This is a genomic window from Paragemmobacter kunshanensis (genome assembly GCF_011059185.1).
Classification (GTDB): Bacteria; Pseudomonadota; Alphaproteobacteria; order Rhodobacterales; family Rhodobacteraceae; genus Paragemmobacter; species Paragemmobacter kunshanensis.
In genome coordinates, this window is the sequence record NZ_JAALFE010000009.1 from 65,611 (window position 1) to 89,446 (window position 23,836).

Annotated in this window: 19 protein-coding genes; 13 read left to right on the forward strand and 6 right to left on the reverse strand. The window is 68.0% G+C overall.

The window, feature by feature from the left end; translation table 11 throughout:
- The first annotated feature begins 215 nt into the window (after nt 1-215).
- The 7 genes from xsc to G5V65_RS10740 all read left to right on the forward strand — a co-directional run bounded on the left by xsc (nt 216) and on the right by G5V65_RS10740 (nt 9,153).
- Nucleotides 216-1,991 carry a sulfoacetaldehyde acetyltransferase gene (gene xsc, locus G5V65_RS10710; RefSeq protein WP_165049833.1) on the forward strand — a complete coding sequence of 592 codons (1,776 nt, stop codon included), beginning with the start codon at nt 216-218 and terminating at the stop codon, nt 1,989-1,991.
- Nucleotides 1,991-2,731, forward strand: a complete 741-nt coding sequence (locus G5V65_RS10715; RefSeq protein ID WP_165049835.1) for a sulfite exporter TauE/SafE family protein — start codon at nt 1,991-1,993, stop codon at nt 2,729-2,731. Before xsc ends, G5V65_RS10715 begins: the two co-directional genes overlap by 1 nt.
- Nucleotides 2,731-3,870 (forward strand): acetate/propionate family kinase, encoded by a 1,140-nt coding sequence (locus tag G5V65_RS10720; protein WP_165049837.1) that lies wholly within the window; start codon nt 2,731-2,733, stop codon nt 3,868-3,870. The genes G5V65_RS10715 and G5V65_RS10720 overlap by 1 nt, the downstream gene beginning before the upstream one ends.
- Nucleotides 3,870-6,641 carry a molybdopterin-dependent oxidoreductase gene (locus tag G5V65_RS10725; protein WP_165049839.1) on the forward strand — a complete coding sequence of 924 codons (2,772 nt, stop codon included), beginning with the start codon at nt 3,870-3,872 and terminating at the stop codon, nt 6,639-6,641. The genes G5V65_RS10720 and G5V65_RS10725 overlap by 1 nt, the downstream gene beginning before the upstream one ends.
- 130 nt (nt 6,642-6,771) lie before the next feature.
- Nucleotides 6,772-7,509, forward strand: coding sequence for a 4Fe-4S dicluster domain-containing protein (locus tag G5V65_RS10730; protein ID WP_165049842.1), 738 nt, complete (start codon nt 6,772-6,774; stop codon nt 7,507-7,509).
- Nucleotides 7,510-8,445, forward strand: coding sequence for a dimethyl sulfoxide reductase anchor subunit family protein (locus G5V65_RS10735; protein ID WP_165049844.1), 936 nt, complete (start codon nt 7,510-7,512; stop codon nt 8,443-8,445).
- 24 nt (nt 8,446-8,469) lie between these two features.
- Nucleotides 8,470-9,153, forward strand: a complete 684-nt coding sequence (locus G5V65_RS10740) for a hypothetical protein (protein ID WP_165049846.1) — start codon at nt 8,470-8,472, stop codon at nt 9,151-9,153.
- Here the strand turns inward: G5V65_RS10740 and G5V65_RS10745 are convergent.
- Both G5V65_RS10745 and G5V65_RS10750 read right to left on the reverse strand, forming a co-directional pair.
- Nucleotides 9,150-10,400 carry a vWA domain-containing protein gene (locus tag G5V65_RS10745; RefSeq protein ID WP_165049848.1) on the reverse strand — a complete coding sequence of 417 codons (1,251 nt, stop codon included), beginning with the start codon at nt 10,398-10,400 and terminating at the stop codon, nt 9,150-9,152. The genes G5V65_RS10740 and G5V65_RS10745 overlap by 4 nt on opposite strands.
- Before the next feature lie 24 nt (nt 10,401-10,424).
- Nucleotides 10,425-11,543, reverse strand: coding sequence for an AAA family ATPase (locus G5V65_RS10750; protein ID WP_165049851.1), 1,119 nt, complete (start codon nt 11,541-11,543; stop codon nt 10,425-10,427).
- A 352-nt stretch (nt 11,544-11,895) separates the two neighbouring features.
- Here G5V65_RS10750 and G5V65_RS10755 point away from each other — a divergent pair, with 352 nt between their 5' ends.
- The gene (locus tag G5V65_RS10755) at nt 11,896-12,723 is read left to right on the forward strand and encodes a sulfite exporter TauE/SafE family protein (RefSeq protein WP_165049853.1); all 828 of its coding nucleotides are present in this window, start codon (nt 11,896-11,898) and stop codon (nt 12,721-12,723) included.
- Nucleotides 12,724-12,733: 10 nt separating this feature from the next.
- The gene (locus tag G5V65_RS10760) at nt 12,734-13,495 is read left to right on the forward strand and encodes an SDR family NAD(P)-dependent oxidoreductase (protein WP_206526762.1); all 762 of its coding nucleotides are present in this window, start codon (nt 12,734-12,736) and stop codon (nt 13,493-13,495) included.
- Here G5V65_RS10760 and G5V65_RS10765 read toward each other — a convergent pair.
- The 4 genes from G5V65_RS10765 to G5V65_RS10780 all read right to left on the reverse strand — a co-directional run bounded on the left by G5V65_RS10765 (nt 13,483) and on the right by G5V65_RS10780 (nt 18,754).
- Nucleotides 13,483-16,554: a response regulator gene (locus G5V65_RS10765; RefSeq protein WP_165049855.1), complete on the reverse strand. Its 3,072-nt coding sequence runs from the start codon at nt 16,552-16,554 to the stop codon at nt 13,483-13,485. The genes G5V65_RS10760 and G5V65_RS10765 overlap by 13 nt on opposite strands.
- 285 nt (nt 16,555-16,839) lie before the next feature.
- Complete coding sequence (locus tag G5V65_RS22655; RefSeq protein ID WP_343162841.1) at nt 16,840-17,571, reverse strand: PAS domain-containing protein; 732 nt, start codon at nt 17,569-17,571, stop codon at nt 16,840-16,842.
- Nucleotides 17,572-17,637: 66 nt separating this feature from the next.
- Nucleotides 17,638-18,414 (reverse strand): RES family NAD+ phosphorylase, encoded by a 777-nt coding sequence (locus G5V65_RS10775; RefSeq protein ID WP_165049857.1) that lies wholly within the window; start codon nt 18,412-18,414, stop codon nt 17,638-17,640.
- On the reverse strand, nt 18,374-18,754 hold the full coding sequence (locus G5V65_RS10780) for an antitoxin Xre/MbcA/ParS toxin-binding domain-containing protein (protein ID WP_165049858.1): 381 nt from the start codon (nt 18,752-18,754) through the stop codon (nt 18,374-18,376). The genes G5V65_RS10775 and G5V65_RS10780 overlap by 41 nt, the downstream gene beginning before the upstream one ends.
- Before the next feature lie 457 nt (nt 18,755-19,211).
- On the opposite strand from G5V65_RS10780, the gene ytfQ reads away from it, so the two are divergent.
- The 4 genes from ytfQ (at nt 19,212) to yjfF (ending at nt 23,826) form a co-directional block, all read left to right on the forward strand.
- Nucleotides 19,212-20,183 (forward strand): galactofuranose ABC transporter, galactofuranose-binding protein YtfQ, encoded by a 972-nt coding sequence (gene ytfQ, locus G5V65_RS10785; RefSeq protein ID WP_165049861.1) that lies wholly within the window; start codon nt 19,212-19,214, stop codon nt 20,181-20,183.
- Nucleotides 20,184-20,294: 111 nt separating this feature from the next.
- Nucleotides 20,295-21,821 (forward strand): sugar ABC transporter ATP-binding protein, encoded by a 1,527-nt coding sequence (locus G5V65_RS10790; protein ID WP_165049863.1) that lies wholly within the window; start codon nt 20,295-20,297, stop codon nt 21,819-21,821.
- Nucleotides 21,818-22,870, forward strand: coding sequence for an ABC transporter permease (locus tag G5V65_RS10795; protein ID WP_165049865.1), 1,053 nt, complete (start codon nt 21,818-21,820; stop codon nt 22,868-22,870). Before G5V65_RS10790 ends, G5V65_RS10795 begins: the two co-directional genes overlap by 4 nt.
- Nucleotides 22,867-23,826: a galactofuranose ABC transporter, permease protein YjfF gene (yjfF, locus tag G5V65_RS10800; protein WP_165049867.1), complete on the forward strand. Its 960-nt coding sequence runs from the start codon at nt 22,867-22,869 to the stop codon at nt 23,824-23,826. Before G5V65_RS10795 ends, yjfF begins: the two co-directional genes overlap by 4 nt.
- Nucleotides 23,827-23,836 lie beyond the last annotated feature (10 nt).

Genomic DNA, 23,836 nt, shown 5'->3' on the forward strand with positions numbered 1-23,836 from the left:
GCCGGTGCAGACGGCGGTGCAGACGCGCGCCGGGCTCAGGGTGCGTTAACCATATGGGCGGGCGGAGGGGAGGTCCCGGGTCAAGCCCGGGACGGGGTTGGCATCTGGACTTAAGCGGCCCGATTTTCTGGCCCTAAGCTTCGGGGCCGGGTCGCGGATAGAAAGGGGCGAGAGACGCCCCTTTCGGGCGCGATGACCCCAGGCGGAGACGACCCATGCGGATGACGACGGAAGAGGCTTTCGTGAAGGTGTTGCAGATGCATGGCATCGACAATGCCTTCGGCATCATCGGATCGGCCTTCATGCCGATTTCGGACCTGTTCCCCAAGGCGGGCATCACCTTCTGGGACTGCGCGCATGAGGGATCGGGCGGCATGATGGCGGACGGCTTCACCCGCGCCTCGGGCCGGATGTGCATGATGATCGCGCAGAACGGGCCGGGGATCACGAATTTCGTGACGGCAGTCAAGACCGCCTATTGGAACCACACGCCGCTCTTGCTCGTCACGCCGCAGGCGGCGAACCGGACGATCGGGCAGGGGGGCTTTCAGGAAGTGGAGCAGATGGCCCTGTTCAAGGACATGGTCTGCTATCAGGAGGAGGTGCGCGATCCGTCCCGCGTGGCGGAGGTGTTGAACCGCGTGATCCTGAACGCCAAGCGCCATTCGGCGCCCGCGCAGATCAACATGCCGCGGGATTACTTCACGCAGGTGATCGACATCGACCTTCCCGCGGTGGTGGAATTCGAGCGGCCTTCGGGTGGGGAGGCGGCGATTGCGGAAGCGGCGGCGCTGCTGTCATCCGCCAATTTCCCGGTGATCCTGAACGGGGCGGGGGTCGTGATCGGCGGGGCGATTCCGGCGAGTATGGCGCTGGCGGAGCGGCTCTCGGCGCCGGTCTGTGTGGGCTATCAGCACAATGACGCCTTCCCCGGCAGCCATCCGCTGTTTGCGGGGCCTTTGGGATACAATGGCAGCAAGGCGGGGATGGAGTTGATCCAGAAGGCCGACGTCGTGCTGGCGCTGGGGACGCGTTTGAACCCGTTTTCCACCCTTCCCGGCTATGGGCTGGATTACTGGCCCAAGGAGGCCAAGATCATCCAGGTGGATATCAACCCCGCGCGGATCGGGCTGACGAAGCGGGTCACGGTCGGCATCGTGGGGGATGCGAAGAAGGTGGCGGAGGGAATTCTGGGCAAGCTGTCCTCGTCCGCCGGAGAGGCGGGGCGGAAGGAGCGGCTGGACCTGATCGCCACCACGAAGAGCCGTTGGGCGCAGCAGCTGGCGTCGATGGACCATGAGGATGACGATCCGGGGACGAGCTGGAACGAACGCGCGCGGGCGGCGAAGCCGGATTGGATGAGCCCGCGCATGGCCTGGCGCGCGATTCAATCGGCGCTGCCGAAGGAGGCGATCATTTCCTCCGATATCGGGAACAATTGCGCCATCGGGAATGCCTATCCGACCTTCGAGGCGGGACGGAAGTACTTGGCCCCCGGCCTGTTCGGGCCTTGTGGCTATGGTCTGCCCTCCATCGTGGGGGCGAAGATCGGCTGCCCGGATGTGCCGGTGGTGGGCTTTGCCGGGGACGGGGCGTTCGGGATCGCCGTGACGGAGTTGACGGCCATCGGGCGGCCGGAATGGCCTGCGGTGACGATGGTGGTGTTCCGCAATTACCAGTGGGGGGCGGAGAAGCGGAATTCGACCCTGTGGTATGACGACAATTTCGTGGGCACGGAACTCGATACGCAGGTGAGCTATGCCGGGATCGCGCGGGCCTGCGGGTTGCAGGGCGTGCAGGCGCGGACGATGGAGGAACTGCGGGAGGCGCTGGCCAAGGCCGTGGAGGATCAGATGGTCCACGGCAAGACCACGCTGATCGAGGCCTTGATCAATCAGGAGTTGGGAGAGCCGTTCCGGCGGGATGCGATGAAGAAGCCTGTTGCCGTGGCGGGGATCTCTGCTTCGGACATGCGTCCGCAGGTGGTTTGATGCCCTTTGACCTGTCCCTGATCGGGACGGTCTGGATGGGGGTGGCGGTGCTGGGCGCGGCCTTCATCCGGGGTTATTCGGGGTTCGGCTATTCGGCCATCGTGATTGCGGCGTCATCGCTGGTGATGAACCCGCTGAACATGGTGGCGGTGGTGGTGATCCTGGAAACCGCCATGTCGCTGCAGGCGGCGCGGGGCATTTCGGCGGATGTGGACTGGCGGCGGGTCTGGCTGATGCTGGCGGGGGCGGCGGTGGGCTTGCCGCTGGGCCTTTGGGCGCTGACGGGGATATCCGAGGATGCGGCGCGGGCGGTGATTTCGGCCTATGTGCTGGTGATGTGCGGGGTGCTGCTGGCGGGCTGGCGGCTGGCGCGTGAGGCGCGGGGGATATCGAACCTCGGGATGGGGGTCGTGTCGGGGCTGGCCAATGCGCCGGGGATGGGGGGGCTGCCGATTGCGGCCTTCTTTGCCGCGCAGCCGATGCGGGCGGCGGTTTTCCGGGCGACGCTGATTGCCTATTTTCCCCTGTTGGACCTCTATTCCGCGCCCTTGTACTGGTGGGCGGGGCTGGTGACCTGGGACACGCTTTGGGCATCGCTGATCGCGCTGCCCTTGACGTTCCTTGGCAACTGGCTGGGAAGCCGGCATTTCCTGAACACCGATCCGCAGGATTTCCGGCGGTTTGCGATCCTGCTGCTGGCGGGGTTGGCGGGGTTGGGTCTGCTGAAGGCGGTGCTGTGATGACGGTGCTGGTCGTCAATGCGGGGTCGTCCAGCGTGAAGGTGGCGGTGTTCGATGAGGGCCTGCGCGAGGTGCTGGCGGGACGGGTGACCGAGATCGGCGGCGCGGCGCGGGTGGAGGTGGGGCCTCTGGTCGGGGCGCGGGTGGTTCCGGATCATGCGGCGGCGATGGCACTGGTCTTCGAGGCGATGGAGGAGGCGGGGGTTTCCGTCGGGTCGTTGAAGGCGGCGGCGCATCGGGTGGTGCATGGGGGGGCTTCGCTAGTCGCGTCCTGTCGGGTGACAGGGGCGGTGATGGCGGAGGTGGAGGCCTGCGTGCCGCTGGCGCCTTTGCACAATCCGGCGAACCTGACGGGGATGCGGGCGGTGGGGGCCTTGGTGCCGGACCTGCCGCAGTTTGCGAGTTTCGACACGGCCTTCCATGCGACGGTGCCGGAGGTCGCGGCGCGCTATGCGCTGCCTGCGGAGGCCGAGGCGCTGGGGCTGCGGCGCTATGGGTTTCACGGGATCAGTTACGCGTCAGTTGTTCGAAAAGTGCAAGAAATGGGGGGTGTGGCGGCTTCCAGGCGGATGCTTGTGTTCCATTTGGGCAATGGCGCGTCGGCTTGCGGGATCGTGGATGGGCGGTCGGTCGGGACGACGATGGGGTATTCCCCGCTGGACGGGCTGACCATGGGGACGCGGGCGGGGGGGATTGACGGGAATGCCGTGCTGCGGCTGGCGGAGGTGCATGGGATCGCGGGGGCGGGGCGAATATTGAACCGGGAGAGCGGGTTGCTGGGGCTGGGGGGCGCGTCGGACATGCGGGCCTTGCGGCGGGCGGGAACGGAGGAGGCGCGGTTCGCGGTGGCGCATTTCTGTTACTGGGCGGTGCGGCATGGCGGCAGCCTGATGGCGGCGATGGGGGGGCTGGATGCCGTCTGCTTCACCGGCGGGATCGGGGAGAATGACGCAGGCGTTCGGGCGGAAATCTTGCGGGGGTTGGGCTTTGCTGGCGTAAGGTTCGACGCGGCGGCGAATGCGGCGGGGGCGGAGGTGCTGCATCCCGAAGGGGCGGATGTCGCTGTCTGGATAGTCGCGGCAGAGGAAGAGCGTCAGATTGCGATGGAGGCCATGCATCTGATGGCGGGGGGCGCGTGATGGGACAGCCGAGGGTCGAGACGTCGCGACAGGTTTCGGACGAGGTGCGGAAGACCACCTGCTACATGTGCGCCTGCCGCTGCGGGATCAATGTGCATCTGACGAGCGGCAAGGTCACCTATATCGAGGGGAACCGCGACCATCCGGTGAACAAGGGGGTTCTCTGCGCCAAGGGGGCGTCGGGGATCATGCAGGTGACGGCGCCGTCGCGTCTGCGCGCGCCGCTACGGCGGGTGGGGCCGCGCGGGTCGGGGGCGTTCGAGGAGATCACGTGGGAGGAGGCGCTGGAGACGGCGGTTTCGTGGTTGAAGCCGCTGCGGGAGGAGGCGCCGGAGAAGCTGGCCTTCTTTACCGGGCGGGATCAGAGCCAGAGTTTCACGGGCTGGTGGGCGCAACAGTTTGGCACGCCGAATTATGCCGCCCACGGGGGGTTCTGTTCCGTCAACATGGCGGCGGCGGGGATTTATACGATCGGGGGGGCGTTCTGGGAATTCGGGCAGCCGGATTGGGCGCATACGAAGCTTTTCGTGCTGTTCGGGGTGGCGGAGGACCATGACAGCAATCCCATCAAGATCGGCATCGGCAAGCTGAAGGCGCGGGGGGCGAAGGTCATTGGCGTGAACCCGGTGCGGACGGGGTATAATGCGGTTGCGGATGAGTGGGTGGGGATCACGCCCGGTACGGATGGGCTGCTGATCCTGTCGCTGATCCATTGCCTGCTGGAGGCGGGGAAGATCGACCTTGATTACCTTGCGCGGTGGACGAATGCGCCTTTGCTGGTGAATTCGGCGGAAGGGCCGGAGAAGGGGCTTATCCTGAAGAATGCCGAAAGCCAGCCCTTCGTCATCGACAAGCGGACGGGGATGCCTGCGCCTTGGGACGGGGCGGGGGTGCAGCCGGACCTTGGGGCGGTGTGGCAGGGGCATCGGACGGTGTTCCAGCATATGGCGGAGCGGTATCTGTCCGAGGACTACGCGCCGGAGGCGGTGGCCGCGCGCTGTGGCGTGCCTGCGGGGCGGATACGGGCGCTGGCGGCCGAGATGGCGCGGGTGGCGTTCGACGAGGCGTTCGAGTTGCCGGTGGAATGGGTGGATTTCCGGGGGGACCGTCATGCCAGCATGACGGGGCGGCCTGTTTCCTTTCACGCGATGCGGGGGATTTCGGCGCATTCGAACGGGTTCCAGACGGCCCGCGCGCTGCATCTGTTGCAGATCCTGCTGGGGACGGTGGAGGTGCCGGGGGGATACCGGTTGAAGCCGCCCTATCCCAAGCCCGTGGAGGCGCATCCGACGCCGCATTTCGTGGCGGCGCCGGGGAAGCCTTTGAGCGGGCCTCACCTCGGCTATGTGCGGGGGCCGGAGAACCTGGCGCTGAAGGAGGACGGGACGCCCTGGCGGATCGACAAGGGGTTTACCTGGGAGAACCCGTTTTCCGCGCATGGGTTGATGCATATGGTCATCCCCAATGCCCATGCGGGGGACCCTTACAAGGTGGATACGCTGTTCCTCTATATGGCGAACATGTCGTGGAATTCGTCGATGAATTCGGCGCGCGTCATGGAGATGCTGACGGACAAGGGGGAGGACGGGGAATATGTGATCCCGCGCATCATCTATTCGGACGCCTATGCGTCGGAGATGGTGGCCTATGCCGATCTGATCCTGCCGGATACGACCTATCTGGAGCGGCATGATTGTATCAGCCTTCTGGATCGCCCGATATCCGAGCCGGATGCGGCGGGGGATGCGATTCGCTGGCCTGTGGTGGAGCCGGATCGTGATGTGCGGGGGTTCCAGTCGGTGCTGCTGGACCTTGGGGTGCGGCTGGGCCTGCCGGGGATGGTGAACCCGGATGGGACGGCGAAGTTCAAGGATTATGCGGATTATATGGTGAACCATATCCGGCGGCCCGGTGTGGGGCCGCTGATCGGCTTCCGGGGCGCGGATGGGGCTGCCGAGGGGCGGGGCGAGGCGAACCCCGACCAGTTGGCGCGCTATATCGAGAATGGCGGTTTCTATCAGGCGCATGTGCCGGAGGGGGCGGCCTATATGAAGCCGTGGAATGCCGCCTATCAGGACTGGGCGGTGGCGACGTCCTTCTATGAAACACCGCAGCCCTATCTGTTTTCGATCTGGTCGGAGCCGATGCGGAAGTTCCAGCTGGCGGCCGAGGGGCAGGGGTTCCTGCAACCCCCCGATCACCTGCGGGAGCGGTTGAAGCTGGCGATGGATCCGTTGCCTGTCTGGTACGCGCCCTTCGGGGAGGAGGCGGGGGAGGATTTCCCCGTCCATGCGATCACCCAGCGGCCCATGGCGATGTATCATAGCTGGGGGTCGCAGAATGCGTGGCTGCGGCAGATTCACGGGAAGAATTACCTCTATGTCCCGACCGCGATCTGGGAGGGGCAGGGGTTCGAGGAGGGGGACTATGCGCGGGTGACCTCTCCGACTGGCGAGATCGTGGTGCCTGTGGCGCATATGGCGGCCTTGAACAGGGACACGGTCTGGACGTGGAACGCGATCGGCAAGCGGCGGGGGGCCTGGGCGCTGGATGAAGGCGCGGCGGAGGCCAATCAGGGGTTCCTTTTGAACCACCTGATTTCGGAAGTGCTGCCGGGGGCGGGGCGGGTGTCCAATTCGGACCCGGTGACGGGGCAGGCGGCCTGGTTCGATCTGCGGGTGCGAGTGGAGCGGGTGGGGCCGCGCGACGTGGCGGAGCCGGTGTTCGATACGCTGCCGCGCGTGGTGCCGAAGGGGAGGGGGCGGGCGTGAGGAAGGCGAAAACTGACGCAGCTTTCGCGTCGAATTCTGACGCAGAATTCGGGGAGCGGACCTTCGGTCCGCTTTCGGAATTTGTGTCAAATTCCGCGCCGTTTTCTGCGTCAGAAAACGGGGGCCGGGCATGACGGGATTGCCGGAGCGGACGGAGAAAAAGCTGGGTCTGGTGATCGACCTGGATACCTGCGTGGGCTGTCACGCCTGCGTGACCGCCTGCAAGGGGTGGAACGATCAGGGTTATGGCGCGCCGCTGTCGGATCAGAACCCCTATGGGGCGGATCCTTCGGGGACTTTCCTCAACCGGGTTCACAGCTATGCCGTGCAACCTGATGAGATGCCTGCGCAGATCATCAATTTTCCCCGGTCCTGCCTGCATTGCGAGGAGGCGCCCTGTGTCACCGTCTGCCCGACGGGGGCGAGCTACAAGCGGGCCGAGGATGGCATCGTCCTGGTGAACGAGGATGCCTGCATCGGCTGCGGGCTGTGTGCCTGGGCCTGCCCCTATGGCGCGCGGGAACTGGATCAGGCGGCGGGGGTGATGAAGAAATGCACGCTTTGCGTGGACCGGATCTATAACGAGGCCCTGCCGGAAGAGGACCGGGAGCCTGCCTGCGTGCGCACCTGCCCCACCGGGGCGCGGCATTTCGGGGATTTCGCCGATCCCGAAAGCAAGGTGAGCCGCCTGACGGCGGAGCGCGAGGGGTTTGTGCTGATGCCGGGGATGGGGACGAAGCCGGTGAACCGCTATCTGCCGCCGCGCCGGAAGGACCGGCCGGAAGAGGCGAGCCTGCTTGCGCCGCTGCTTGACATCCGGGCCGGCGGGCTGGCGGGATGGCTGGACCGCGTTCTGGGGAAGATCTGAATGCATCCGGCACCTTCCGTCATCCTGTTCACTGTCCTGTCGGGGGCGGGGTTCGGTTTTCTGGCGCTGCTGGGGGTCTTCGGGGCCTCGGGCACGGCGGCCTTCTTCCTGTGGGGGCTGGGCTACGGGATGGCGGTGGCGGGGCTGGTGTCATCGGCCTTTCACCTGGGCAATCCGCGGCGGGCGCTACTGGCCTTCACGCAATGGCGGACAAGCTGGCTGTCGCGCGAGGCCTGGGCTTCGGTCATCGCGCTGGGGCTGTTTGCGCCGCAGGCTTTGGCGGATTGGCTGGGGTTTGACTGGGGGCAGGGCTTCTGGGGGCAGGGCTTCTGGGGGCGGGGCTTCGGGATCGCGGGGGCGGTGATGGCGGGGGTGACGGTCTTTGCCTCGGCCATGATCTATGCGCAGATCCGGGCGGTGCCGCGCTGGCATCACTGGACGGTGCCGCTGGTCTTTCTGGCCTATTGGGCGACGGGGGGGGTGGTGCTGGCTGGGGTGGCGCCGCTGGCGCTGCCGGCGCTGTGCGTGCTGGGGGGGGTGCTGGCGCTGCACTGGCATTTCGGGCGGCATGCCTTTGCGCGGGCGGCGGAGACGATGGAAAGCGCCACGGGCCTTGGCCGGATCGGGGCGGTGTCGGTCTTTGAGCAGCCGCATACGGGCGGGAATTACCTGCTGCGCGAGATGATCCATGTGGTGGGGCGCAAGCATGCCGAAAGGGTGCGGATGATCGCCATGGTCTGTTCGGTGATGCTGCCTGCCATGGCGCTGGCCTGGCTGGGCGGGGTGACGGGGGCGGTGCTGGCGGCGCTGACGCATCTCCTGGGCGCGCTGGCGCAGCGCTGGCTGTTCTTTGCCGAGGCCGAGCATGTGGTGGGGCTTTACTACGGGCAGCGGGGGGCGGGGGTGGCCTCTGGTTCGGGGGGCCGCGCGCGCTAGCTTTGCCTGCGGAGGCCCGCGCCCATGTTCATCCTGACGCCCGAGACGATCTGGAACCCCCATGTGCTGGAGATGCGGCAGGTGCCGCGCCGCGTCTTTGGCCGGGTGATGATCTTTCCGCGCCGGATGGCGGGGGTCGGGGGGGCGGGGATCGGGCTGTGGCTGCGGCTGATCTTCGAGGTGGAGGTGCTGCGCTATCTGGTGGCGCTGGTGCCCTTTCTGCTGGGGGCGGTGCTGTTTCCACGCTATGCGCTGGCCATCGCGCAGGCGCCGCTGCCGATGCTGATCGTGATCTATTTCGTGGAGGCGAAGCTGCTCAGGCTGAGCCGGGCGCGGGCGAAGGCGCTGGCCAGCGCGGCCGAGGTGGAGCGGGGGATGGACCTGCTGCGCCTGCGGGCGGTGGCGGTGCTGTCGAAGCTTGCGGCGGGGCGGGGGCTGGCGGAGGGGCGGCTGCATCTGGTGGTGGAACAGTCGGAGATCTGGCGGATGCCGCCCCTGACGCTGGTTTCGGTGCAGGCGGAGGCGGGGCCCGAGGTGCTGGCCCTGTCAGAGGCGGAGCGGGCGCTGGTGGCGGGGCTGTTCGATGCGGATTTCACCGAGCGCGATCTGTTGCGGATCAACCTGGCTTCGGGCGACTGCCTGCGCGATGTGGCCTTTGATGTGCGGGGCGTGTCGGCCCATGCGCGGCTGGCGGCGCTGATCGGTTAGCGGGAGAGGTCGAGCAGGGTTCCCCAATCCGGGCGCGGCGCGTGGCGGGCGTCGGGGACGGCCCAGATGACGGGGAAGCGCGGTCTGGGGGGGAGGGGGGCCTCGAGATCCGTCAGCACGATTAGGAGGGAGGGGCCGAGGGCCGCCGCCTGCGCGAAGGCGGGGGCGAAGGCGGTGCCGCCGCCGCGCGGGGCATCCAGCGCGCGCAGTTGCGCCATGGCGGTGGCGGGATGGAGCCGGACCGGCGGGGCGGGGGCGTCGTCGAAGGGGATGAGGTGGGTTTCGGCCCCGCTGCGGCGGGCGATGGCCGCAACCTCGGCCATCAGGAGCGCGAGGGCATCATCGGTGAGGCTGCTGGAGGTATCGAGCGCGATCACCACGCGGGGGGCGGGGGCATGGCGGGCGAGGCCCGGCTGGAAGGCGGGTTCGGGGGTGCCTGTCGCCAGCGACTCGGCCATGGCGGCGATGAAGGGGCGGGCCGGGCGGCGATGGGTGGGGGTGGGCCGGTCCAGCGTGGCACGGGTGAGGAGGCGGCGCAGGATCACCTCCCACGGGGTTTCGGGGCTGGGGATATCGGCAAGGCGCAGGTTGGCGGCGCCGATGCCGCGCCCGGCAAGGCGGCCTGCCTCCAGCGCGCGGGAGAGGTGGCGGTGCCAGTCGGCATCGGTCCTTGTTTCGGCGCTGTCGGCGGGGCCGGCATCGGGTTTGACATCGGGCTGGAAGCCCTGCGCGGTGGCATGGGCAAGGGCGCGGGATTGCGCGTCGCCGCCCGCGCCTTGGCTGGTGTCGCGCAGGCGGTGATAGAGGCGGTCCACGTCCCAATCGGCCAGCGCCTGGCGGGGGGCGGCGGCCGTGTCAAGCGCGCTGGCCAGAAGGCCCGTCAGGGTGAGGGCGGGGCGGGGGATCGCATAGCCCGCGACGAGAAGGGTTTCGTTCACGATGGCATCGGCGGCGATCTGCCAGAGGCGGGGATCGAAGCGGTCGCCCATGCGCAGCGCGAGATTGGCAAGGCGGGGCGAGTGGCGCAGCGCCACATGCAGGATGTGATGGGCGGCGAGGCCCATCTGTTCATGCCGGGGGAGGGTGGCGAATTCGGGGCCGTAATGGATGGTCTGGCCCGTCGTCTCGGCGGCTGGCCCATGGTCGCGGTCGCGGTGATCGCACCAGAGGGCGAGTGCGGCCATGGCCGGATCCTGTTCATTGAGCGCGCGGAGCGCGGTGGTGGCGCGGGCGCTGTGGCGTGTCATTCCTGCCCCATCATTCGGGCCCCATCATTCAAGACCCTGGGCCTGCCGCTCGGCCCGGTATTCGGCATAGGCGGCGGAGCTGCGGAAGGCCTCGGTGAGGCCCGTGGTCAGGGCCTTCTGGATGAGGAGTTCGAAGCCGTGGGTGCAAAGCTCGGCCAGGGGAAGGCGGGCGAAGGGGGCATCGGGGCGCAGGCGGGGCAGGTGGCGGAGGTCGGCCATCACCTCGATCACCTTTGGCAGGCTGGCGGCGTCGGCGGCGCCGATCAGGGCATAGGTGAGGGCGGTGAGGCCGGTCATCGTCTGGGGGTAGAGGTCGGGGCGCTTTGCCTTTGAGGCCTCCAGCAGGTCGGCCACCTGGACGGTGGCGGCGATTTCTTCGGCCACCAGCAGGAATTCGGCGGCGGCGGCATCGCCGATGGTGCCCGCGATCATGGGGGCGCGGAGGCGGGGATCGGGGATGGCCTTGAGGATATCCGAGACGCGGACCCAGGAGCGGGGGGTGCAGGCGATGGTGAGGCCGCGGCGCAGCGCGTCTTCGGAATTTTCCAAGAGGTCGGGGCGGGTGCGGATGAAGGTGATGACGGCGGGGTGAAGGTTGCGCGGGACGGCATAACGGGCGAGCCAATCCGCAGGCTCGGCCCTGATATGGAGGTGGATCAGGCGGTCGGCCAGCGCGGTGCCCATCTCATAGGCAACCGCGCCGTCATCAGTGCCATTGCCGGCGGCGACGAGGAAGCAGGAGGCGGGGAGGTGGTGGCGGCCGACGCGGCGTTCCTGAAGGAGGCCATAGACCGTGGGTTGCAGGCTGGGGGCGGCGGCGGTGAGTTCGTCGAGGAAGAGGATGGCGGGGCGGGCGGGATCATCCGGCAGGTCTTCGGGGCGATACCAGACGGTGCGGCGGGTGGCGTGGTCGTAGAAGGGCAGGCCGCGCAGGTCCTGCGGTTCGATCGTGGTGAGGCGCAGGTCGTAGAGTTGCGCGCCGGTTTCAGCCGCGAGTTGGGCCACGATGTCGGATTTGCCGATGCCGGGGCGGCCATGCAGCATCCAGGCGGCGGTGAGGGTGCCTGATCCCTGCGCGGCATGGGCGGCCCGGAGGAGGGCGAGCGCCTCGCCGGCCGAAACGGGGGCGGTGTTCACGGTCATGGCGGGCCTTCCTGCGTGCTGTCCCGGGCCAGAGCCTAGCGGGCGGCGGGCATTCGGCAAGGTGGGGGCGGTTGTCCTTGGGCGGGGGGCGGCTGGGGAGGCGATTTCTGACGCAGAAATCGCGCCGAATTCTGACGCAGAATTCGGGGGGAAAGCCTGGGCGCAAAGGTCGGGGGGCGGAATTTGCGTCAAATTCCGTGCCGTTTTCTGTGCCAGAAAACGGGGAGGCGCGACGGTGATGTGTTCGTCGGGCAAGAGGATGGCGGGGCGGTTGTCCTTGGGCGGGGGGCGGCCTAAGACTGGGGCATGCGGGCCTGCGGAGGGCGGGCCGGGCGGGAAGGGATTCGCGGATATGGACGGAATTGATCTGGCCAGCCTGGTGCCGATCATCGGCGCGCTGATCGTGGCCGGGGCGCTGATCGGGCTTTTGGCGGGGGTGTTCGGGATCGGGGGCGGGGCGATTTCGGTGCCCATCTTCTTTGAACTCTTCCGGGTGCTGGACTATCCCGAAGAGGTGCGGATGCCGCTGGCGGTGGGCACCTCGCTGGCGGTGATCATCCCGACCTCGCTGAATTCGGCGCGGGGGCATTTCCTGCGCGGGACGGTGGACATGGATCTGTTGCGGATCTGGGCCGTGCCGGTGGTGCTGGGCGTGGTCGCGGGATCGGTGATCGCGCGCTATGCCGATCCGATCGTGTTCCAGCTGGTCTTCATCTTCGTGGCCGGGATCAACGCGGCCAAGATGCTGACCGGGGGGAAGGGATGGCGGCTGGCGGATGGGCTGCCGGGGCGGAATACCTTGATCGCCTATGGCGGAGGGATGGGGGTATTGTCGGCGCTTATGGGTATCGGCGGGGGGGCGATCACCAATCTGCTGCTGACGCTGCATGGCTATGACATCCGGCGGTCGATCTCGACCGCGGCGGGGGTGGGGGTGCTGATCGCGCTGCCCGGGACGCTGGGCTACATGCTGGCGGGATGGGGCAAGCCGGGCCTGCCGGGCGATGCGCTGGGCTATGTGAGCCTGCTGACCTTCGCGCTGACGGTGCCGACCACGCTTTTGACGACGCGGTTCGGGGTGAAGCTGGCGCATACCCTGCCCAAGCGGGTGCTGGAGGTGGGGTTCGGGATCTTCCTGCTGACGGTCTGCGCGCGGTTCATCTGGGACATGCTGGCCTGAGGAGGGGATCATGGCGCTGGCGGTTGTGACGGCCGGGACATCGGCCATCGGGCGGCATCTGGTGGTGGCGCTGGCGGGGGCGGGGCATGACGTGGCGCTGAGCCATCTGGGCAGCGCCGCGCTGGCCGATGAGGTGGCGGCGGAGGTGGCGGCGCTGGGGCGGCGCTGCCTGGCGGTGGAGGCGGATGCGGGGGACGAGGCGGCGGTGGCGGATTTTCACGCCCGGGCCGCCGACTGGGCGGGGGCCGCGCCTGCGGTGCTGGTGAACAATGCCGGGATCCAGACCTGGGCGGGGCTTCTGGACCTGCGGGCGGATCAGTGGGACGCGGTGATGCGGACAAACCTGCGCGGCACCTTCCTGAACACCCAGGCCGCGGCGCGGCTGATGGTTGCGGGCGGCGTGGCAGGGGCCATCGTGAACCTTGGATCCGGCTGCAACAAGTTGGCCTTCCCGAAGCTGGTGGATTACACCGCCTCGAAGGGCGGGATCGAGCAATTCACCAAGGCCGCGGCGAGCGAGCTTGGCCCGCATGGCATCAGGGTGAATTGCGTGGCGCCGGGGGCGATTGCCACCGAGCGGACGGCGGCAGAGGCGGGGGATTATGCCGCGACCTGGAGCCCGATCACGCCGCTGCGCCGGGTGGGCACGCCCGCCGATATCGCGGGGCCGGTGCTGTTTCTGTGTTCGCCGGCCGCGGGCTTTGTCACCGGGCAGACGCTGTGGGTGGATGGCGGGGTATTCTCGCAGGCCCCCTGGCCCTATGAGGCCTGAGCCTTCTTCGCCGGGGGCCGCGCGGCGGTGAGCGGGACGGGCGCGGCTGCCGGTGGGGCGACGCCCAGATGGCGGGCGAGGATCGCCTTGAGTTCGGTGGGCGAGATCGGCTTGACCACGTAATCCGTCATCCCGGCGGTGAAGGCGAGATCGCGGTCGGCATCCAGCGCATTGCCGGTCAGCCCGATGATGGGCACGGCGGCCTTGGCCGTGGGCAGGGCGCGGATGCGGCGGGTGGCTTCGATGCCGTTCATCACGGGCATCTGGCTGTCCATCAGGATCAGGTCGAAATCCTGTTCGAGCAGGGCCTGAAGCGCCTCGGCGCCGTTGGTGGCGGTGGCGGTGTCCATGCCGTGCCGGGCGAGAAGCGCGCCGGTCAGTTCGAGGTTGAGCGGGTTGTCATCGACGATCAGCGCGCGGCGCTGCGCGATGGAGGGGGCGCCCGCATCGGGGGCGGGGGCGGGCAGCGGCTCGGGCTGGGTGGTGGAGGTAGCGGGCTGGAACATCGACAGGAGGCGGGCCAGCATCAGATCGGGTTCGGCGGGCTTGACCAGCAGATCACGGAAGCCCGCCGCATGGGCGCGGTCGACGATTTCCTGCCCGCCGCGATGGGCCAGAAGCAGGAGCGGCGGCGTGGCCGTGCCGTGCCTTTCGCGCAGCAGGCGGGCGGTGGCGAAGCCGTCGGGATCGGGCATCTGGCTGTCGATCAGGATGGCATCGAAATCGGCAGTGCCTGCATCGGGCAGGCGGGCGGCAAGGGTGACCATGGCCCCGGCGGCGCGCAGATGTTCGGCGATGGCGGCGGCGGCATGGGGGTTGTCGTCGATCACGAGGAAGCGCCGGCGGGCCAGCATGTCGGCCCTGGGGGCCTGTTGCGCATCGGGCAGGGCGGCCAGCGGCAGGTCGATCCAGAAGGTGCTGCCCTGGCCCGGGCGGCTGTCGACGCCGACATCGCCCTGCATCAGATCGGCAAGCTGGCGGCAGATCGCAAGGCCAAGACCGGTGCCGCCATAGAGGCGGGCCGTCGATTCCTCGGCCTGGGAAAAGCGCTGGAAGAGGCGGCTGATCTGATCCTCGGTCAGGCCGATGCCGGTATCGCTGACCGAGAACATCAGGCGACCCGCCTGCGAGCGGCGCACGCGCAGGGTGATCTGGCCCTGTTCGGTGAATTTCAGGGCATTCGTGAGGTAGTTCATCAGGATCTGCGTGATGCGCAGCGGATCGCCCAGATAGCGCGTGGCAAGCGCCGGATCGCATTGCACGACGAGTTCGATCCCCTTGTCGGCGGCGGCGGCGGCGATGGTGTCGGTGGCGGCCTTGACGATCGAGGAGAGGCGGAATTCGGTCTTTTCGATCCGCAGCTTGCCCGCCTCGACCTGCGACAGGTCCAGCACATCGTTGACGATCATCAGCAGATGCCGCCCCGATCCCTGCAGCTTGCGCACATAATCGCGCTGGTGTTCCGAAAGCGGCGAGTCGAGCAGGAGTTCCGTAAAGCCCAGCACGGCATTGATGGGCGAGCGCAGCTCATGGCTCATATGGGCGAGGAATTCGGATTTCAGCCGGGCGGCCTGTTCGGCGATGTCGCGGGCCGCGGCCATCTGCAGGCTGGCCTGATGCTGTTTCGAGATGTCGTCGATCACGAGGACCGCGCCATTCTGCGGGCGCAGGGGATCGACGGCATTGGCGCGCAGCCCGATCCAGAGCGTGCTGCCATCGCCGCGGCGGATCTCGACCGAGGTGCTGAAGATATGGCCCTGGGCCATTTCGGTTTCGGCCTGTTCGAGGAGCGAGGCCCAGTCCGAGGCATCGCGGAAGAGGGTGGCGGGCGAGGCGCCGATCAGCAGGTCGCGCGGGATGAGAAGGATTTCGGCCAGCGAGGGGTTGCAGGTGCGGATCATCCCGTCGCGCATCAGGGCGATGCCGCTGGCGGCGGTGGTCAGCAGGGTTCCCAGTTCCTCGTTCAGGCGGGTGAGTTCCTCGGTCCTTGTGGCGACCTCGGATTCCAGGGTGCGCTGATGGGCGGCGAGGGTGGCTTCGGCCTGGCGTTTGACGGTGATGTCGGTCCAGGCGGTGTAGATGTCGACATGGCCATCGTTGCGGGCGGCGGTGAGGATCACCTCGGCCAGCAGGGGCGTGCCGTCGGCGCGGAGATATTCCCAGTCGAAACGCGTGCTTTCGCCCGCCATGGCGGCGGCCATGAGGCGGGCGATCCGGTCGTGCGAGGCTTCGCCGCCGGGCTGGCGGTCGGGGGAGATATCCTCGATCCGGCGGCCGACAAGGCCGCTGCCGGGCGGGTGGCCCAGCATGGCATGGGCGGCGGCGTTGACATCGGTGAAGATGCCGTCGCGGATCACGCCGATGGCCTGGGCCGATTGCTGGAAGGTGCGGCGGAAGCGGTCTTCGCTATGGGCGTGGCGGGCGATGGCGCGGGCGACGGTGGCGCGGCCCGCCATGCGCGAGGTGACAAGGTTGAGAAGCAGGCGTTCTTCGGGGGGCAGGCTTGTCACAGCGCCGTCGGGGCTGGCGAGGGCGATTTCGCCTTCGGCCACATCCTCGACCAGGATGGGCAGGCTGAAGAGGGGGGTGATCCCGGCGGGGATGTCGTCGTGCCAGAGGCCCATGTAGCGGATGCGGAAGCGATACTGACCGGGCTTGCCGCAACTGTCGGACAGCGCGCGGGCGATGTCGGCAAGGATGTCGTCGGTGGGGCGGGCCATGTCTTCGGTGGCGAGGAAGACGCGGTGGAGGCAATCCTGTTCGCGAAGGCGGCGGTGGAGGCTGTCTTCGATCCGGGCGCGGGCGGCGGAGACCTGGCGCAGGCGGCGCAGGAGAAGGGCCGTCAGGCCGAGGGCGAGCGCCGCGCCGAAAAGGAAGAAGGGAAGATGGGGATGGGCGTGTTCAGGGACGGCGGTCTGGGCCGCTGCGAGGCGGGGAAATCCGGTAACCGCTGCCAGCGCGGCCAGCGTGACCCTGACGCGGCGGTGCCAGCGTCCCGGTCGAGGGGCAGGATCTGCGACGGTGCGGCGAGGGCGCATGGTCGGCCGGGCTTTGGTCATCCTGCATTCCTGGTCGGCGGGTGGGAAGACCCTGGTCCGCCGTGTCATTTCCGTCCCTGTCGCATTAGCAAAGATTAAGATCCATAAGCCATGGCGACCTTACTTTTGGATAGTTCAACCTGAAAGTGTGTGTTTTTTAAGTCGCGGATGTGGAAACTCTCGGTCCTTGGGGCAGGGATGGTGTGTTCTGGCGGGCCAACCTCTGCCTGCGGTGGGGGGCGCAGCCGGGGCAGCGGGGCAGGCGGCACCGTCGGCGCGGCGGGCCTGCAACCCGGGGTGGTGGCGTCAGGCGGCGCTGCGGAGGAGTTTCTGCAGCTCTTCCGTCAGTTCGGCCACCTTGGTGGCGCGCACCGCGGTTTCATTGGCGATGCGGCCCACCTCGCCCGAGACGACGGCGAAACCGGCCCCGGCCTGCCCGGCGCGGGCGGCCTCGATCCGGGCGTTGATGGCGAGGATGCGGAGTTCGCGCAGGACGCTGAGGATGGGCCGGGTTTCGGAAACCAGCGTCCGGCAATGGGCGGCGATTTCGGCGTTGCGGGCGGTGCTTTCGGCCTCGTCCCTCTTGCGGGCCTCGTAATCGAGGACGACGCCTTCGAGGAAGAGCAGCTCGCCCGCGGGATCGAAGACGCCGCCGCCCACCTCATGCACCCAGCGGGCGGAGCCGTCGGGGCGGACGAGGCGGTAGTCCACGGTCCAGTTCTGCCGCCCGAGCAGGGCCGCGTCGACGGCGGCAAAGACCTTGTCGGCATCTTCGGGGTGGCAGAGCCCGGCATAGGAGCGCTGCGGAGGGTTGAGGAAATCGGAGGAGGGATGGCCGGTGAGTTCGGTGACCGCGCCTTCCATCAGCAGCATGGAATAGTCGCGATCATTGCGGCACCGATAGACGAAGCCGTTCGTGCGATGCACGATGCTTCCGATCACCTCACGCCCGTCGATCATCGCGCCGTCCATGCCGCCTCCTGTCTGGTTGACCGGGGGCAGGGCCGCCTGGGCCTGCCCTTCCGGGATGCTTTCCACCTGAACGGTTGCAAGGCGCGGAACTTTACGCCCTGCGCGCAGGGAAAGGTGGAAAAGCGGCGGGACCTAGCGCGCGCGGGGGCGGGCCCAGGCCATGCCGGCAAGGCGCGGATCGGTTGCAAAGCTGCCGGGCGGGAATTCGAGGCCGAGGCGCGGATGTTCGCGCAGCGCCTGCACGCCGGCGGGGCCGATGCGGATGCGCCAGGTCTGCCGGTCTGTCGGCTGGGGGGCGGCGAAGGCGCGGCAGGTGAGGACGGCGAGGTTCGCCCCGCCCCCCGGATCGCGGACGGAGCGGTAGCGGAGGATGCCCACACCCAGCCCGCGCGCGGCATCGGCGAGCGCCTGGCAGGGGGCATAGTCGGTGGGGTGGGTCCAGAGGGCACTGTCGGCGGCGAGGCGGCCTGCCGTCAGGTCAAGCGCGAGGGGCGTGGCCAGATCGGCGGCGAAGGCGGTGTATTCGGCGGCATCGTCGGGGAAGGGGGTGGCGGGGCTTTCGGCGTAGAAGAGGGTGCGGTAGAAGGCCATCTCGGCGGCGGCCACCTCGGGCGTTTCGGCGCCATACCAGACACCGGGCGTCAGGCCCGCGCGGCGGAAGCGCGAGCCTGCGGGATAGGGGCGATAGCGGAAGGGCGTGGCGAGAAGGTAGTCGAGTGCGCGGCATTCGGCGGGCAGCGGCGGCTTGGTCGCATCGAGGATGTCTTCGAGGACGGCCTGTTCGGCAAGCGTGTCGACAAGTTTCAGGGTGGAGACCCTGTGCTGCGCCTCGACGAAGCGCCAGGCGCGGCCCGAAAGGGCGCGCGCCTCAGAGCGGAGCGCGTCTGGCGTCCAGATAGGCGGTGACATCGACCAGACCCTGCACCTGTGCCATGCGATCGAGGGGCCGCGCCGCGAGCGCGGTGTTGGGCGCTGTGAGCCAGCGCCGGGCCACGCCTTCATCGCCGCCGGTGATGGCATCGAGCGAGCGGAAGGCGCGCACCAGAAGGGCGGCGAGTTCGAAGGGTTTGGAGCCCGGTTCGAGCAGGCTGTCGCCGCGTTTCCAGCGCGAGACGGTCGCTTCGGAGACGCCGACGATATCGGCCAGTTGCCGCCCCGACAGGCCGAGCCTGTCTGCGGCGCGCAGCGCAGCCCGGGTCAGCACGGCGCCCGGGGCGGGGATGGGGGCGATCTGGGGGGAAAGGGTCATGCTTCCTCCTGTCTGGTGGAAATATAGGGCAGAAAGCTTTCCAGTGAAAGGGGTGTCTTGTGCCGGGATGTCTTGCAGTGGCGGGGCGGGTGTCGGGGCACGGGGGGCGAGCGGTCCTTGCGTGCGGGGTGCGCGGGGGGGGCAGCCGCGCGGCACGGTGGGTGAGGGCGCGCGGATTGATTCGGGGGTGCGTGCTGCCCAGGCGATGCCTGTGCGCCCGTCCTGCCTGCCCCGTCGGCCGGGGTGGCAGGCCCGGGAGGGGGAGTGGTGCTGCGCTGCGGCGTGCGGGGGCGGGGGCGGAAACGCGCGGATTCGGGCGGAAGGCGGGGGAAGGGCGCTGCAGGTGCAGCCTGTGGGCTGGGGCCATTTCGCAGATACCTTGCATATAGTATTACTTTTGATATCGTTTCCCGGCCACCCTGAGGAGAGTGGCCAAAAGATCCAACGGGAGGAAATCATGACGCTTTTCAGGACTCTCGCGCTTGGCGCGGGGATGGTTGGCTTGTTGCTGTCGACAGCGCATGCCGAAGGGTTGCAGGGCAAGATCATCGGGTTTTCGCAGATCGGTTCGGAATCGGGCTGGCGCGCGGCAGAGACCAGCGTGACCAAGGCCGAGGCCGAGGCGCGGGGGATCGACCTGAAATTCGCCGATGCCCAGCAGAAGCAGGAAAACCAGATCAAGGCGATCCGCGGCTTCATCGCGCAGGGGGTGGATGCGATCCTTGTGGCGCCGGTGGTGGCGACGGGCTGGGAGGAAGTGCTGACCGAGGCGAAGGAGGCGGAGATCCCCGTGGTGCTGCTGGACCGCGGGATCGAGGGGCCGGAGGATCTGTATCTGACCTCGGTCGCGTCGGACCAGGTGAAGGAGGGCCGCGTCGCGGGCGAGTGGCTGGCGGGCACGGTGGGCGAGGCGCAATGCAACATCGTGGAATTGCAGGGGACGGTCGGTTCCTCGCCCGCGATCAACCGCAAGCAGGGCTTTGAAGAGGCAATTGCGGGCAAGGCCAACCTGGCGATCATCCGCAGCCAGACGGGGGATTTCACCCGGTCGAAGGGCAAGGAAGTGATGGAAGGCTTCCTGAAGGCGGAAGACGGCGGCAAGAACATCTGCGCGGTCTATGCCCATAACGATGACATGGCCGTGGGTGCGATCCAGGCGATCAAGGATGCCGGGCTGAAGCCGGGCAGCGATATCCTTGTCGTGTCCATCGACGCGGTGCCGGATATCTTTGCCGCCATGGTGGCGGGCGAGGCGAATGCCACGGTGGAACTGACCCCGAACATGGCAGGCCCCGCCTTCGATGCGCTGCAGGCCTATTGGGATGCGGGCACGGAGCCTGCGAAGTTCATCATCACCGAGTCGAAGCTTTATACCCCGGCGGATGATCCGCAGGGCGAATACGAGCGGCGCAAAGACCTCGGATATTAAGGTTTCCTCTCCGGGGTGCCATCGGGCCGGGTATGCGTGCCCGGCCCGATGGAATTGATTTATGCGCGGGAAGGGCGGACAGTCGCGATGACGGCAGCGAGGGGGGCGGGCATGACGGAGACAGGGGTCGCGGGGGCCGCGCCCGTTCTGGAGGCGCGCGGCATCGTCAAGATCTTTGGCCAGCACCGGGCGCTGGACGGGGTGGATTTCGCGGCGCATGGCGGCGAGGTGCATGCGCTTCTGGGTGAGAATGGCGCGGGGAAATCGACGCTGATCAAGATCCTGACCGGGGCCTATCAGCCGGACGGGGGCGAGTTGCTGCTGGAGGGCGCGCCGATCCATCTGCGCGATCCGCTGCAGGGGCAGGGCTTCGGGATCGGGACGGTCTATCAGGAGGTGAACCTGCTGCCCAACCGTTCCGTGGCGGAGAACCTGTTCCTGGGCCGACAGCCGACGCGGTTCGGCCTGATCGACCGCCGGTCGAGCGAGGCGCAGGCGGCCGGGCTTCTGGCGCGCTATGGGCTGGAGATCGACGTGCGGGCGGAGCTTTCGGAATATTCCGTGGCGGTGCAGCAGATCGTGGCCATCGCCCGGGCGGTGGAGCTTTCGGGCAAGGTGCTGGTGCTGGACGAGCCGACGGCGAGCCTTGACCGGAACGAGGTGCTGCGCCTGTTCGAGGTGGTGCGCGGGCTGAAGGCGCGGGGGCTGGCCATCATCTTCATCACGCATTTCCTGGACCAGGTCTTTGATCTGGCCGACCGGGTGACGATCCTGCGCAATGGGCGGAAGGTGGCGACACAGCCGCTGGCGGCGCTGAATGCCACGGATGTGGTGCGGATGATGCTGGGCAAGGATGTGGCCTTCGACCATCAGGGATCGGCGCTGGCCGGGGCGGCGAAGGGGGCGGTCAGGGTGGAATTCCGGGGGATGGGGCGCAAGGGCATGGCCCCCTTCGACCTGGCGGTGCATGAGGGCGAGGTGGTGAGGGTGGCCGGTCTGCTGGGATCGGGGCGGACGGAAGTGGCGCGGCTGATGTTCGGCGTGGACGCGGCGGAGGGCGGCGAGGTGCTGGTGGATGGCCGGCCGGTGGCGATCCGCAATCCCGCCGAGGCGGTGGCGGCGGGCTTCGGCTTTTGCCCCGAGGATCGCAAGATCGACGGCATCTTCGGCGACCTTTCCGTGCGCGAGAACATCATCATCGCGCTGCAGGCCAAGCTGGGCTGGTTCAAGGCGCTGAACCGCGACGATCAGGTGGAACTGGCGGGCCGCTATGCCGAGGCGCTGGACATCCGCGCGGCGGACCATGACATGCCGGTGAAGCTGCTTTCCGGGGGAAACCAGCAGAAGGTGATCCTGGCGCGCTGGCTGGCCATCGACCCGACCTTCCTGATCCTGGACGAACCGACGCGCGGCATCGACGTGGGGGCGCATGCCGAGATCGTGCGCACCATCAACCGGCTGCGCGAGGAGGGGCTGGCGCTTTTCGTCATCTCGTCCGAGCTGGACGAGGTGGTGGCCTATTCGAACCGCATCGTCGTGATGCGCGACCGCGAGATGGTGGCGGAACTGGACGGCCAGGACATCGCCCCCGACGCCATCGTTCAGGCCATTGCCGGCACGCAGGGAACCCGCCCATGACGCGACAGACTGTCGACCTTCGCCCCAACGGGCAGCCCCCCGTTCCCCGGCCGCGCCCGGTGGCGCAGGTCCTGATGCGGCCGCAGGTGATCGCTCTGGCGGCGGTGCTGGGGGTGAACTGGCTGCTGTTTCCGGGCTTCTTCAGCATCACATGGCAGGATGGCCGCCTGTTCGGCAGCCTGATCGACGTGCTGAACCGGGGCGCGCCGGTGGCGATACTGGCCATCGGCATGACGATGGTGATCGCGACCAAGGGGGTGGACCTTTCGGTGGGCGCGGTGATGGCGATCAGCGGGGCGGTGGCGGCGACGCTGGTCTCGGCCGGGGTATCGGCGCCGGTGGCGGTGCTGGCCGCGCTGGCGGCGGGGCTTTTGTGCGGCTTGTGGAACGGGGTGCTGGTGACGGTGCTGGAGATCCAGCCGATCATCGCGACGCTGGTCCTGATGGTGGCGGGGCGGGGCGTGGCGCAGCTGATCACCGAGGGCACGATCGTCACCTTTTCGGACCCGGTGCTGATCTTCATCGGGACCGGGGCCTTTCTGGGCCTGCCCATGCCGGTGGTGATCGCGCTGGTCCTGATGGTGGCGGCCACGCTGATCGTGCGGCGCACGGCGCTGGGCCTGCTGATCGAGGCGGTGGGGGTGAACCGGTCGGCCGCGCGTTTCGCAGGGCTTTCGGCGGGGGCCTTTCTGGTGGCCGTCTATGCCTTTGCCGGGGTCTGCGCCGCCATTGCGGGGCTGATCGTGGCGGGCGACATCCGCGGGGCGGATGCCAACAATGCCGGGCTGTGGCTGGAGCTGGATGCGATCCTTGCGGTGGTGATCGGGGGCACGTCTCTTCTGGGGGGGCGGTTTTCGATCCCCATGGCGGTGCTGGGGGCGATCATCATCCAGGCGATGAACACGGGCATCCTGATTTCGGGCTTCAGCCCCGAGTTCAACCTTGTGGTGAAGGCCGCGGTCATCGTGGCGATCCTGATCCTGCAATCGCCCCATGCGGCGCTGCTGGTCCGCCGCCTGCGAGGACTTCAGTCGGGAGCGGGAAAATGAATCGCAGCCTGCGGCCCCTGCTGGCCACGACCCTGATCTTCCTTCTGGCCTATCTGCTGGCCGTCACGCAGCAACCGGCGATGCTGTCGACGCGGGTGCTGGGCAATTTCCTGACCGACAATGCCTTTCTGGGCATCGCGGCGGTGGGGATGACCTTCGTCATCCTGTCGGGGGGGATCGACCTTTCGGTGGGGGCGGTGATCGGCTTCACGACGGTGCTGATCGCGGTCCTGATCATGTGGCTGGACCTGCATCCCCTGCTGGCCTTTGCCATCGCCTTGGGGGTGGCGACGGGCTTTGGCGCGGTGATGGGGGCGGCGATCCATTACCTGCGGGTGCCAAGCTTCATCGTGACACTGGCGGGAATGTTCCTGGCGCGGGGTGGGGCATCGGTGCTGTCGCCGGATTCGATCGGGATCGACCATGCCTTCTACAAGGTGATCCAGAAGAGCTATGTCCTGCTGCCGGGCGGGGGGCGGCTGACGGTGGTGGGGATGATCATGCTGGCGGTCTTTGCCGTGGCGATCCTGCTGGCCCATCGCACGCGGTTCGGATCGAATGTCTATGCGCTGGGCGGATCGGAGACATCGGCAGCGCTGATGGGGGTGCCGGTGGCGCGCACGACCATCGGGATCTATGCGCTGTCGGGTTTTCTGGCGGGCCTGTCGGGGGTGGTCTTCTCGCTTTATACCTCGGCCGGCTATTCGCTGAATGCGCTGGGGGTGGAACTGGATGCCATTGCCGCCGTCGTCATCGGGGGCACGCTGCTGACCGGGGGCTATGGCTTTGTTGCGGGGACTTTCATCGGTGTCATGTTGCAGGGATTGGTGCAAACCTACATCGTCTTTGACGGCACGCTGTCGAGTTGGTGGACCAAGATTGTCGTCGGCGCGCTTTTGTTTATGTTCATCCTGCTGCAGCGGCTGGTCTTTCGCGCCGGGCCGCGACGAACATAAGCCCTTGGAC